Origin of the sequence: Streptomyces sp. NPDC049040 (assembly GCF_043197715.1) — a bacterium.
Taxonomy (GTDB): domain Bacteria; phylum Actinomycetota; class Actinomycetes; order Streptomycetales; family Streptomycetaceae; genus Actinacidiphila.
Genome location: NZ_JBICTO010000032.1, coordinates 1 through 12,507 on the forward strand (window position 1 = coordinate 1; position 12,507 = coordinate 12,507).

Sequence of the window (12,507 nt, forward strand, 5' to 3'; positions counted from 1 at the left end):
AAGCTCGATTTCTACATCGTGCATGCCGGTGGTCCGCGGATCCTGGACGATCTGGCGAAGTTCCTCGAGGTCGATCGTGAGGTGTTCCGGCACAGTTGGTCGACGCTGACGGAGTTCGGGAACATCGCCAGTGCCGTGGTGCTGGATGCCGCGCGCCGGCTGTTCGAGGAGGACAAGCTCACGCCGGGCGCGACGGGGCTGATCGCGGGCTTCGGGCCCGGCATCACCGCCGAGATGGCACTCGGCACCTGGGCCGACGACGTCCCCCAGACCATCGACTGAGCTCGCACGGGAACAAGGAGCCAAGCGTATGACCGACCTGATCCTCCCACCCGGCGCGGGGCGGAAGCTGATCACCAAGGCCCAGGAAGTGACCTTCAAGGCCACCAAGGAGATGGGATCCGCGGTGTCGATCTTCGAGGTGGTCGTGCCACCCGGGTTCGACGTCGGGGCGCATGTCCACGGCCAGGCGCAGGAGTTCTTCTACGTCCTGGAAGGCGATCTGGACGTGCTGGCCTTCGAGCCGACCGAGCGCACGAAGGACAGCTGGCACAACTGGACCTCCGTCAAGGGCGACCGCGTCATCCGCGCGGGCGAGGGCAGTTCCATGTTCGTGCCCTCCGGCATCCCGCACGCCTTCCGCAACGCCACCGACAAGCCGGTCCGGATGCTCTTCCAGAGCTATCCGTCGCCCGACCACGAGGACTACTTCGAGGAGATCGCGGAGATCTGGGCGTCGGGTACCGCGGTCGACCCCGAGGCCGTCGAGCGGATGCGCAAGCGCTACGACGTCAGCCAGCTCACGCCGCTGCGGTACGAACCGCCGTCGGCCACCCGGATCCCCGGACAGAAGACGAACGAGCAAGAGAGCGCGAGGTGACCGCGGTGGATGCGATCCCACTGGTACACGCGAGTCTGGGGGAACAGGAACTCGCGGCCGTCGCCGAGGTGTTCGCCTCCGGCTGGCCGGCAGGACAGGGCCCCAAGGGCAAGGCGCTCGAGGCCCAGCTGGCCAGGAAGTACGACGTCGGCGACGCGGTCGCAGTGAGCAACTGCGGCGCCGCCCTCCACCTGGCCATGCTCGCGCTCGGCGTCAAGCCCGGCGACGAGGTCATCGTCGCCGACTACGGATTCCCCGCCCCCGCCCAGGCCGCCCGCTACCTGGACGCGACCCCGGTCTTCGCCGACGTGCGACCCGACACCTACACGGTCGACCCGCAGGCGGTGGCCGATCTGATCACCCCGCGCACCGTCGGCGTGGTCGCGGTGGACACGGTGGGCATGCCCGCCGACTACACCGAGCTCGAGGCGATCACCGGCCGCCACGGCCTGTTCCTCGTCGAGGACGCGGCCTGCGCGGTCGGAGCGACCTACCAGGGCCGTCAGGCCGGCGCGCTCGCCGAAGTGGGCTGCCTGTCCTTCCACGGCCGCAAGGGCGCAAGCAGCGGCGAGGGCGGGGCGCTGCTTGCCCGCGACCCGAAGATCGGCCAGGACGCCAGGCTCCGGTCCTCCTTCGGCATCGGAAGCATCTTCGACATGGGCAATGTCGTCGGCCTTCCCATCCCCGAGTTCACCGAGATCGGCTACAACTTCAAGCTGTCGGACATCGCCGCGGCGATCCTCCAGGTCCAGCTGGGCCGGATCGACGAGCTGCTTGCCCGCCGCACGGCCATCGCCGCGCAGTACGGCGAACTGCTGGCCGACGAGGAGCTTCTGACGCTGCCGCAGGTGCCCGAGGACCGCACCCACGCCTGGCAGACCTACATGGTGACGCTCGACCCGGGCGTGGACCGCGCCGCAGTCGCCGCCGAGCTTCGCGGCCAGGGCATCGGCTGCGGGCACGGCACCTTCGCCGCCCATGTGCAGCCCGTGTTCCAGACCAAGCAGACCTGCCCGGTCTCGGCGGACCTCTTCGCCCGTCAGATGGCGATACCCATGCACGCGGAACTCAGTACGGACCAGGTCGGACGGGTCGCTGATGCCCTGCGCAGCGCGGTCAGGACCCACTCGGCATCCACCCGAGCCCTGGGAGGGGCGGTATGACGGACAACCAGCCGACACCCGACCGCATCATGCGGTTGATCAACGGCTACTGGGCCACCGGCGTGCTCGCCGCCGCGGCCACCCACTCGCTCTTCACCCACCTCGAGAACGGTGTGGACACCGCCGCCGGGCTCGCAGCCCGCGCCGAGATCTCCGAGCGGGGGGCGCAGACCCTCCTCGACGGGCTGGTCAGCGTGGGCCTGGTCGAGCTGCACGAGGGCCGCTACCGCAACCTCCCGGACGCGTCGACCTACCTGGTCGAGGACACCCCGGTCTCGCTGGCCCGCTTCGCCAAGCTCAAGCTGAAGCACATGGGTGCCCTGACGGATCTGGCCGATGTGGTCCGCGCCGGCGGGCCGGTGAAGGCCCCGGTGGTCGAGGTGGCCAACAACCCGCACTGGGAGGAGATCGTCAAGGCCATCGCGCCCCAGTCGGTTCCCGCGGCAACTGCCGCGGTCGAGCTGCTCGGGCTGGCCGAGGCCGGCGAGATCTCGATCCTGGACGTGGGCGGCGGCTCGGGCATCTACTCGGGCACCTGGCTTGAGGCCAACCCGGCCGCGCGCGCCACCCAGATCGACTGGGAGCCGATCAACGCGATCGCCCGCCGGCTGCTGGACGAACGCGGTGTGGGCGACCGGTTCACCTGCGTCGACGGTGACTTCCACACCACAGGGTTCGGTACGGCCGAGCACGATGTCGCGGTGTACTCGCACATCGCGCACCAGGAGGGGCCCGAGGCCAACATCGAGGTCTTCACCAGGCTCCGGCAGGCACTCAAGCCCGGCGGCACCCTGGTGGTCTGCGACTATGTCGTCGACGACGACCGCAGCGGGCCGGCCTTCCCGCTGATATTCGCTTCCGAGATGTTGCTCAAGAGCAAGCAGGGCAGCACCTGGCGGCAGGCCGACTACCGCGAATGGCTTCTCAAGGCCGGTTTCGAGAACGTCGCTTTCTACTCCGCCCCACCTGGCACTCTGGTCATCGCCCGTTAGCAGGCGGTGCGTTCGAGGCCGACCGCGCGCTCTGCTCACGGCGAGGTTCGCCCATTTACGCAACCGACGGGGTCACCTCGGCCTCGTCGTTAAGGAGACCCCCTGATGAACGTCGCCTTGTGGATCGTCGCGGGAGTGCTGAGTGCCGGCTTCCTGGCCAGCGGCGCCACGAATCTGTCCAAGCCCAAGGACAAGCTCGTCGCCGCCGGCAACGGCTGGGTGGAGGACTACAGCGCCGGCATGGTGAAGACCATCGGCACCCTGGAGATCCTGGCCGCGGTGGGTCTGATCCTGCCTGCCGCGGTGGACATCGCACCGGTGATGGTGGCGGTCGCCGCCGCCGGTCTGGTCGCGCTGATGATCGGCGCTGCCATCACGCACGGCCGCCGGCAGGAGACCCGGTCGGTCGTGATCAATATCGTCCTGCTCGCCATGGCCGTCTTCGTGGCATGGGGCCGCTTCGGCCCGCACTCGTTCTGACCCGGTCCGGGGCGCTCAGGGGGAGACACCCCTGAGCGCCCCGGCGCCTTTTCCCCCACAGGCTCACCCGCACTGCCGGCGACAGCCTGCGTGTCCGCCGCATACCGCAAAGGAGACAGCCCGATGAAGGGCTCAAAAGCTCATCAGTCGATTCAGAAGCGCGGTCTTCACATCGGTCTGCTGCCGGAACTGGCCGCTTCCGTCAACAGGTCGACGCCGATCACGCTCGACCACGACCTGGACGTCATGCCCGAGGCCGGGCGGTCGCTGACGGTCGGCAAGCTGGCCGACATCGTCGACGATCTGGCGGCCCGGCTGTGGGCGGCCGGTGTCCGTTACGACGAGCACATCGTCATCCACAAGAAGGCGAACGCCGATGTGTGGATGCTCGCCTGCGCCGCCTCCCGTATCGGGGCGGTGCCGGTGATGCTCTCGCCCGGCCTGAACGCGCAGACCATCGCGGCCCTGCTCGAGCGGCTCGACCAGCCCAACCTGCTCACCGACGAGTACAAGCTCGACGTACTGGCCGAGGTGTCCCCCGCGGAGCTGGCGAAGCGGGTGATCATCGTCGCGGGCGAGCGGCCCGGAACGATCTCGCTCGGCTCGCTCGCCGGAGCGCCGCGGGTGAAGGCGGTGGAGCGGCCGATCGACGACGCCGCCGTGATCACCCACACCTCCGGCACCACGGGGATCCCCAAGCTGGTGGTGCACACCCCCCGCACCCAGGGCATCCGGCTCAAGCCGCAGTGGCGACTGCTCTCCCTGATGCGCAAGAAGGAGACCGTCGCGATCGCCATCCCCTTCGTGCACTCCAGGAACGTCGCGGCGATGGCCCTGGCGCTCCTGAAGGAGATGCCGGTCCTGCTCATGAACGAGTCGGCGCCCGACGCGGTCGCCGAGCTGTTCCTGCAGAACCGGCCGGGGCTGATCGAGGCGCTGCCGAACTCGCTGATGGCGTGGGAGGGCCTGGCGGAAGACCCGCGCAAGCCGTTCGCCTCCGTGAAGTACTTCAGCAGCACCTTCGATGCGATCCACCCCGGGACGATGAGCCGGCTGCTGAAGTCCTCCGAGCGGCGCGGCGCGCTGTTCTTCCAGATATACGGCCAGAGCGAGGTCGGGTTCGCCGTCGGCCGTGCCTACTTCCGCAACTCCGCCCACAAGGCCAACGGCCGCTGCGTCGGCTGGCAGATGCCGGTCGGCTCGGCGAAGGTCCGAGTCGTCAGCCGCAACGGCAAGCGGGCGACCGAGCACAACCCCGGCCGCATCGAGGTCGCGTGGCCGGGCATCGCCAAGACGTACTTCGCCGAGCAGGAGCGCTACGACAGCAACCGGGACGGCGAGTGGTGGGGCACCGGCGACGTCGGCTACTTCACCAAGCTCGGGTGCCTGCACATGCTCGACCGCGAGGTCGACATGATCTCCGGGGTCCGCAGCTCGCTGGAGGTCGAGGACTTCGTCCTGAACAAGATGCCGGAGCTGAGCGAACTGGTCGTGGTCAAGGGGCCCAACTCCGAGGCCGTCCCGGTGCTCTGCACCCGTGACGACCGGCCGCTTGACCAGGACCGCTGGCGTGCCGCGGTCAGCGGATTCCCCCAGTTGGCCGCCCCGATACAGATCCCGGAGGCCGAACTGCCGCGCACCGCCACGCTCAAGGTGCAGCGCCTCGCCCTTGCCGACCAACTCAAGGACCAGTTGAAAGACCGACTCTGACCGAGCTGGAGGACCGCATGCACGACGCAGAAGAAGAGGACATCAGGCTTTCCCGGGACGTCCCGGACCTCGCGCCGCCCGGCTTTCCGCCCCTGCGGCTCGCCGGAATCGACGAGGACGAGACCTGGGAGCCCAACGTCGTGCGCGGTATCGACTGACGGTCCGGCCCTGTTCGAGCTTCCGCGCCGTTGCGAAGGGCGGAGATGAGACGGTTGTTGCACGGCCGCAGGCAGCTTCTGGACCGCTGCCTGCGGCCGTTCTTGCGTTCGCTGACGGTCCTGGGCGTCATCCACGCCGGTCTGGCCGAGCACCATGTCGTGCTGCTGGCACCGGCGTCGCCCCCGCCCTTCCACGCCCTGTTCGGTCACGGCCTGGCGGGCCCGCCGCCCGCCCACCCCGAGCGGCTGTGCGAGGACGTCCCGCTGTCCCGGCAGGAGCGGCGCCTCGCACATGAGGTGTGGCCGGCGTATTACCCGGAACGCAGCGCTCCCGGGGCCGGCTGACCACCGCGCTGTGTGTTCCGGTGTTTTCGGTGTTCTCGCGTCGAGGGGAGTTGGGAGTGGTGGTGTCACCTTCAGGTGGTGTGCGGGCTGTTGCGCATCCGAATATTGCGTTGGTGAAGTATTGGGGTAAGCGGGATGAGGGGTTGGTCCTGCCGCGGGTGGACAGTTTGTCGTTGACGTTGGACATTTTTCCGACGACGACTTCGGTGTGTGTGGTGCCGGGGGCGGTCGGGGATGTGGTGCGTTTGAATGGTGTGCCTGCTTCTGGTGAGGTGTTGGGGCGGGTTTGTGGGTTTGTGGATCTGGTGCGTGGGTTGGCTGGGTCGTCTGAGCGTGTTGTGGTGGATTCGGTGAATACGGTGCCGACGGGTGCGGGTTTGGCGTCGTCGGCGAGTGGGTTTGCGGCGTTGGCTTTGGCTGCTGTGGGGGCGTTCGGGTTGGAGGTTGATGCCCGGGGGTTGTCGCGGTTGGCGAGGCGGGGTTCGGGGTCGGCGTCGCGTTCGGTTTTTGGTGGGTTCGTGGTGTGGCATGCGGGGTCGGGTTCGTTGGTGGAGGCGGATCTGGGGTCGTTTGCCGAGCCGGTGGTTGCGGCTGAGATGGATCCTGCGTTGGTGGTTGCGGTGGTGGATGGGGGTCCGAAGGCGGTGTCGTCGCGGGTGGCGATGCGGCGGACGGTGGAGACGTCGCCGTTGTATGGGCCGTGGGCGGCGTCGAGTGCGGTGGATCTGGTCGAGATGCGTGCTGCGTTGGTGGCGGGTGATCTCGAGGTGGTGGGTGAGATCGCGGAGCGTAATGCGTTGGGTATGCATGCGACGATGTTGGCGGCTCGGCCTGGGGTTCGTTATATGTCGCCGGCGTCGTTGACGGTTCTGGATTGTGTGGGGCAGTTGCGGCGGGATGGTGTGTTGGCTTACGCGACGATGGACGCGGGGCCGAATGTGAAGGTGTTGTGTCGTCAGGTTGATGCGGAGCAGGTCGCGAAGAGCGTTCGTGAGGTTGTCGGGGATGGTGCGGTCCATATCGCGCGTTCCGGCCGGGGTGCTTATCTCCTGCCCGAGGACGACCGATGACCACCCCGCCGGCGATCATCCGGCGGGCTCCGGGCAAGCTGTTCGTCCTCGGCGAGTACGCGGTCGTCGACCCCGGCACCCCGGCCGTCCTGGTAGCTGTCGACAGGTACATCACGGTCACCGTGACCGGCTCCTCCGGCACCGGCGTCCGGATCTCCTCCGACCTCGGCCCGCGGGACGTCCTGTGGCAGTGGCGGTACGGCCGGCTCAGCCCGCACGGCACGGACGACGAGCAGGGTGCGCGCAGCGGCCTGGCCCACGTGGTCTCCGCGATCGAGACCGTGGCGCAGCTGCTGGCCGAACGCGGCCTCGCCCTGCCGGCCTTCACCGTCTCGGTGGAGAGCGGCCTGCACGACAACGGCACCAAGTACGGCCTGGGGTCGAGCGGTGCGGTGACCGTGGCGACGGTGGCGGCGGTCGCCGCCTTCTGCGGCCTCGCGCCGTCGACAGAGGACCGCTTCCGGCTGGCCATGCTCGCCACCGCCGGGATCGAGCCCCGTGCCTCCGGCGGTGATCTCGCCGCCAGCACCTGGGGTGGCTGGATCAGCTACCAGGCGCCCGACCGCGCGGCCGTACTCGACCTGGTCGAACGCTGCGGCGTCGAGGAGGCGCTCCGGGTGCCGTGGCCCGGCTTCGAGGTGCACCGGCTCCCGGAGCCCAAGGACCTGTCGTTCGAGGTCGGTTGGACCGGAAATCCCGCCTCCACCGCGTCCCTGGTTTCCGACCTGCACCGGCGGACCTGGCGCGGCAGCGCGTCCCACCGCAGGTTCGTAGCGGCGACCACCGACTTCGTGCTCGCCGCCGTCGCCGCCCTCGAACAGGGCGACGACCAGGGCCTGCTGGACCAGATCCGCCGGTCCCGGCGGGAGCTGGCCCGGCTGGACGGCGAGGTGGGCCTCGGCATCTTCACGACCGGGCTCACGGCACTGTGCGAGGCCGCGGAAGCCGTCGGCGGCGCGGCCAAGCCATCGGGAGCGGGCGGCGGCGACTGCGGCATCGCCCTGCTGGACGCGGAGGCGTCGCAGGACATCGCTCACATGCAAGAGCAGTGGGCCAAGGCCGGGGTGCTGCCCCTGCCGATCCGACCCGCTCTGGAAGGGATCGAGGAATGATCGGGCAACGCAAGGACGACCACGTCCGGCTCGCCGTAGAGCAGCACCACGCGCACAGCGGGCGCAACCAGTTCGACGAGGTGTCGTTCGTCCACCACGCACTGGCCGGCATCGACCGGGCGGACGTGTCCCTGGCCACGACGTTCGCCGGGATCTCCTGGCAGGTGCCGCTGTACATCAACGCCATGACCGGCGGCAGCGAGAACACCGGGATCATCAACCGGGACCTGGCGATCGCCGCCCGGGAGACCGGCGTGGCCGTCGCGTCGGGATCCATGAGCGCGTACTTCAAGGACCCCTCCTGCGCCGGCACGTTCAGCGTGCTGCGCAAGGAGAACCCGGACGGCTTCGTCATCGCGAACATCAACGCGACGGCGTCGGTCGACAACGCGCAGCGCGCGATCGACCTGCTGCGCGCCGACGCCCTGCAGATCCACGTCAACACCGTGCAGGAGACGGTGATGCCGGAGGGGGACCGCTCGTTCTCCTCCTGGGTCCCGCAGATCCAGAAGATCGCCGCGGCCGTCGATGTCCCCGTGATCGTCAAGGAGGTCGGCTTCGGGCTGAGCCGGGAGAGCGTCCTGACGCTGCGGGAGCTGGGCGTGCGGGTGGCGGACCTCGGCGGCAGGGGCGGCACGGACTTCGCCCGTATCGAGAACGGCAGGCGCGAGCTCGGCGACTACGCCTACCTGCACGGCTGGGGGCAGTCCACCGTGGCCTGCCTCCTCGACGCGCAGAACGTCGGCATCCCCGTGCTCGCCTCGGGCGGGGTGCGCAACCCGCTCGACGTCGCCCGCGCCCTGGCGCTCGGCGCCTCCGGCGTCGGCGCCTCCGGGGGCTTCCTGCGCACCCTGGTCGACGGCGGTGTGTCGGCGCTGGTCGGGCAGATCTCCACCTGGCTGGACCAGCTGGCCGCGCTGCAGACCATGCTCGGCGCGCGCACCCCTGCCGATCTGACGCGCTGCGATCTGCTGATCCACGGCGAGTTGCGGAACCTCTGCGCCGACCTGGGCATCGACACCGGTTCGCTGGCCCGGCGCTCCCGCAACTCCGAGGCCTTTCACGAGACGACGGGAAGCACACGATGACTGAGGCACACGCGATCGCCGGGGTCCCGATGAAGTGGGTGGGGCCCCTTCGCATTTCCGGGAACGTCGCCACCACCGAGACCCAGGTCCCGCTGGCCACCTACGAGTCGCCGCTGTGGCCCTCCGTGGGCCGCGGCGCGAAGGTCTCGATGCTGGCGGACAAGGGCATCGTCGCCACCCTCGTGGACGAGCGGATGACCCGCTCGGTGCTCGTCGAGGCGGTGGACGCGCAGACCGCGCTCGCCGCCGCGCGCACCATCGAGGCGCGGATCGACGAGCTGCGCGACGTGGTGCGCACCTGCAGCAGGTTCGCACGGCTGATCGGCATCCGGCACGAGATCAACGCCAACCTGCTCTTCATCCGGTTCGAGTTCGCCACCGGCGACGCCTCAGGGCACAACATGGCCACGCTGGCCTCCGACGTCCTGCTCAAGCACCTGCTGACGACGATCCCCGGCATCTCCTACGGATCGATCTCGGGGAACTACTGCACGGACAAGAAGGCGACCGCCATCAACGGCATCCTCGGCCGCGGCAAGAACGTGGTCACGGAACTGCTCGTGCCGCGCGACGTGGTCGAGGGCGTCCTGCACACCACGGCCGCCCGGGTGGTCGAGCTGAACATCCGCAAGAACCTGCTCGGCACCCTGCTCGCCGGCGGCATCCGCTCGGCCAACGCCCACTACGCCAACATGCTGCTCGGCTTCTACCTGGCGACAGGCCAGGACGCCGCCAACATCGTCGAGGGCTCGCAGGGCGTCACCATGGCCGAGGACCGGGACGGCGACCTGTACTTCGCCTGCACCCTGCCGAACCTGATCGTGGGCACCGTGGGCAACGGCAAGGGCCTCGGCTTCGTGGAGACCAACCTGACCCGGCTCGGCTGCCGGGAGGACCGCGAACCCGGGGAGAACGCGCGCCGCCTCGCTGTCATCGCGGCCGCGACGGTGCTGTGCGGTGAGCTCTCGCTGCTCGCGGCCCAGACGAACCCCGGTGAGCTGATGCGTGCGCACGTCCAGTTGGAGCGCAACAACGAGACCGCAAAGGTTGGTGCATAGGGCATGTCCACTTCCATCGGAATCCACGATCTGTCGCTCGCGACAACCGAGTTCGTACTGCCGCACACGGCACTGGCCGAGTACAACGGCACCGACATCGGCAAATACCACGTGGGCATAGGCCAGCAGTCGATGAGCGTGCCGGCCGCCGACGAGGACATCGTCACCCTGGCGGCGGCCGCGGCCGCGCCCATCATCGCCCGGCACGGCAGCGACGGGATCCGCACGGTCATCTTCGCGACCGAGTCGTCGATCGACCAGGCGAAGTCGGCCGGCGTGTACGTGCACTCGCTGCTCGGACTGCCGTCGGCCTGCCGGGTCGTGGAGCTGAAGCAGGCCTGCTACGGAGCGACCGCGGGCCTCCAGTTCGCCATCGGCCTCGTGCGCCGGGACCCCACCCAGCGCGTCCTGGTGATCGCCAGCGACGTGTCGAAGTACGACCTGGACAGCCCGGGTGAGGCCACCCAGGGCGCGGCGGCCGTCGCCATGCTGGTGGGTACGGATCCCGCGGTGCTGCGCATCGAGGAGCCGTCCGGCGTGTTCACCGCCGACGTCATGGACTTCTGGCGGCCGAACTACCGCGACACCGCGCTGGTCGACGGGCACGAGTCCATCGCCGCGTACCTCCAGGCCGTCGAGGGCGCCTGGAAGGACTACACGGAGCACGACGGGCGCCCGCTCGAGGACTTCGCTGCCTTCGTCTACCACCAGCCGTTCACCAAGATGGCCTACAAGGCCCACCGCCACCTGCTGGACTACGTCGGGTTCGCCAGCGACAAGGACACCATCTCCAAGGCGCTCGGCCTGACCACGGCCTACAACACCGTCATCGGCAACAGCTACACCGCGTCGGTGTACCTCGGCCTCGCCGCGCTGCTCGACCAGGCGGAGGACCTGACCGACCGCTCCATCGGCTTCCTCAGCTACGGGTCGGGCAGCGTCGCCGAGTTCTTCGCCGGGACCGTCGTCCCCGGCTACCGCGAGCACCTGCGCACCGAGGCGCACCACGAGTCGATCGACCGCCGCAAGACCCTCGACTACGCCGCCTACCGTGAGCTGCACCAGCGCACCTTCCCGGCAGACGGCGGCGACCACCTCACCCCGGCGCAGACCTCGGGGCCCTTCCGGCTGGCCGGCCTGCGCGGCCACAAGCGCATCTACGAGGCCCGCTGAGGGGACCGCCCCGCGCTCCGCGGTGGATCAGTCATGGCCGCACACCGCCGGCCTTCCGTACGACCAGTTCAAGTCCAATCAGGGAGGACGGGCCGCATGAGCGAAATCGGGATCCTCGGGACCGGTGCCCATGTGCCGGATCGGGTTGTCTCCAATGACGAGGTCGGGGCGGCGGCCGGGGTCGATGACGCCTGGATCTTCCGCAAGACCGCGATCAGGGAGCGTCGGTGGGCGGGGGAGGAGGAGGCGACGTCGGATCTGGCGGCGGCCGCTGGTCGGGCGGCGCTGGAGTCGGCGGGGATCACGGCCGGGGAGCTGTCGGTGATCGTGGTCGCCACGTCAACGCCGGACCGGCCGCAGCCGCCCACCGCCGCGTATGTGCAGCATCTGCTCGGGGCGGCCGACGCGGCCGCCTTCGACATCAACGCCGTGTGTTCGAGCGAGGTGTTCGCGCTCTCGGCCGCCGAGGGGGTGCTGGCCAGGCGGGGTGGCCACGCGCTGGTCATCGGGGCCGATGTGTACTCGCGCATCCTGGACCCGGCCGACCGCAGGACGGTCGTGCTGTTCGGCGACGGCGCGGGCGCCATGGTCCTGGGCCCCGGCGGCTCCGGTGGGCACGCCTCCCGGCTCCGGCACACCGCGCTGCACACCTTCGGTGACCTGGCAGGCCTGATCCAGGTGCCCGGGGGCGGCAGCCGGCTGCCCCTCGACCAGGCCGCCCTCGACGAAGGCCTGCAGTACTTCGCGATGGACGGGCGGGGGGTGCGCCGGTTCGTGGAGGACCGGCTGCCGCCGCTGACGAAGCAGTTCCTGCACGAGGCGGGCGTCGTCCCCGACGACATCGCGCACTTCGTGCCGCACCAGGCCAACGGGGTGATGCTGGAGACGGTCTTCGAGCAGATGGCGCTGCCGCGCTGCACCATGCATCTGACGCTGGAGCGCTACGGCAACACCGGGGCCGCGTCCATCCCGATCACCCTGGATGAAGCTGCCCGATCCGGTGCCTTCCAGCGTGGGGAGCTGATCCTCATGGCCGGCTTCGGCGGCGGCATGTCAGCGGGCTTCGCCCTGGTCGAGTGGTAGGAGACACCGCCTGACGCAAGCGATCCACCCCCGCCGTACTCGTGACACGCGCCGGCCCGCAGGCCCCCGGGACGACCCCGGGGGCCGTCCGGTGCGAGCCGGGCGACACGCGCTCGCCCGCGCATGTCACGATTCGGGGTCCTCGGCTGTCACATTGGTGGGCTCCGGCCTGTCAGACATTCGAGTATTCGAGCA

The 12,507-nt window shown here is 69.5% G+C and carries 14 protein-coding genes; all 14 read left to right on the plus strand.

Annotated features, from left to right (window positions below):
• On the plus strand, nt 1–282 hold a 282-nt coding region (locus tag ACGFMP_RS36205), incomplete at its 5' end, for a 3-oxoacyl-[acyl-carrier-protein] synthase III C-terminal domain-containing protein (protein ID WP_393678215.1).
• Nucleotides 283–310: 28 nt separating this feature from the next.
• Complete coding sequence (locus ACGFMP_RS36210; protein ID WP_393678217.1) at nt 311–880, plus strand: cupin domain-containing protein; 570 nt, start codon at nt 311–313, stop codon at nt 878–880.
• A 5-nt stretch (nt 881–885) separates the two neighbouring features.
• Complete coding sequence (locus ACGFMP_RS36215) at nt 886–2,043, plus strand: DegT/DnrJ/EryC1/StrS family aminotransferase (protein ID WP_393678218.1); 1,158 nt, start codon at nt 886–888, stop codon at nt 2,041–2,043.
• Nucleotides 2,040–3,035 (plus strand): class I SAM-dependent methyltransferase, encoded by a 996-nt coding sequence (locus ACGFMP_RS36220; protein ID WP_393678220.1) that lies wholly within the window; start codon nt 2,040–2,042, stop codon nt 3,033–3,035. Before ACGFMP_RS36215 ends, ACGFMP_RS36220 begins: the two co-directional genes overlap by 4 nt.
• Nucleotides 3,036–3,140: 105 nt before the next feature.
• Nucleotides 3,141–3,515 carry a DoxX family protein gene (locus tag ACGFMP_RS36225; RefSeq protein WP_393678221.1) on the plus strand — a complete coding sequence of 125 codons (375 nt, stop codon included), beginning with the start codon at nt 3,141–3,143 and terminating at the stop codon, nt 3,513–3,515.
• Between the two features lie 123 nt (nt 3,516–3,638).
• The gene (locus tag ACGFMP_RS36230) at nt 3,639–5,225 is read left to right on the plus strand and encodes a class I adenylate-forming enzyme family protein (RefSeq protein WP_393678223.1); all 1,587 of its coding nucleotides are present in this window, start codon (nt 3,639–3,641) and stop codon (nt 5,223–5,225) included.
• Between the two features lie 17 nt (nt 5,226–5,242).
• Nucleotides 5,243–5,383: a hypothetical protein gene (locus ACGFMP_RS36235; RefSeq protein ID WP_393678224.1), complete on the plus strand. Its 141-nt coding sequence runs from the start codon at nt 5,243–5,245 to the stop codon at nt 5,381–5,383.
• A 45-nt stretch (nt 5,384–5,428) separates the two neighbouring features.
• The gene (locus tag ACGFMP_RS36240) at nt 5,429–5,728 is read left to right on the plus strand and encodes a DUF6059 family protein (protein WP_393678226.1); all 300 of its coding nucleotides are present in this window, start codon (nt 5,429–5,431) and stop codon (nt 5,726–5,728) included.
• Between the two features lie 56 nt (nt 5,729–5,784).
• Nucleotides 5,785–6,798: a diphosphomevalonate decarboxylase gene (gene mvaD / locus ACGFMP_RS36245; protein ID WP_393678227.1), complete on the plus strand. Its 1,014-nt coding sequence runs from the start codon at nt 5,785–5,787 to the stop codon at nt 6,796–6,798.
• On the plus strand, nt 6,795–7,910 hold the full coding sequence (locus ACGFMP_RS36250) for a phosphomevalonate kinase (protein ID WP_393678229.1): 1,116 nt from the start codon (nt 6,795–6,797) through the stop codon (nt 7,908–7,910). Before mvaD ends, ACGFMP_RS36250 begins: the two co-directional genes overlap by 4 nt.
• Complete coding sequence (fni, locus tag ACGFMP_RS36255; protein WP_393678230.1) at nt 7,907–8,998, plus strand: type 2 isopentenyl-diphosphate Delta-isomerase; 1,092 nt, start codon at nt 7,907–7,909, stop codon at nt 8,996–8,998. Before ACGFMP_RS36250 ends, fni begins: the two co-directional genes overlap by 4 nt.
• Nucleotides 8,995–10,056 (plus strand): hydroxymethylglutaryl-CoA reductase, encoded by a 1,062-nt coding sequence (locus tag ACGFMP_RS36260; protein WP_393678232.1) that lies wholly within the window; start codon nt 8,995–8,997, stop codon nt 10,054–10,056. The genes fni and ACGFMP_RS36260 overlap by 4 nt, the downstream gene beginning before the upstream one ends.
• A 3-nt stretch (nt 10,057–10,059) precedes the next feature.
• A complete protein-coding gene (locus tag ACGFMP_RS36265; protein ID WP_393678234.1) occupies nt 10,060–11,229 on the plus strand; it encodes a hydroxymethylglutaryl-CoA synthase in 1,170 nt (389 codons plus the stop codon).
• A 96-nt stretch (nt 11,230–11,325) separates the two neighbouring features.
• On the plus strand, nt 11,326–12,312 hold the full coding sequence (locus ACGFMP_RS36270) for a 3-oxoacyl-ACP synthase III family protein (protein WP_393678235.1): 987 nt from the start codon (nt 11,326–11,328) through the stop codon (nt 12,310–12,312).
• Nucleotides 12,313–12,507 lie beyond the last annotated feature (195 nt).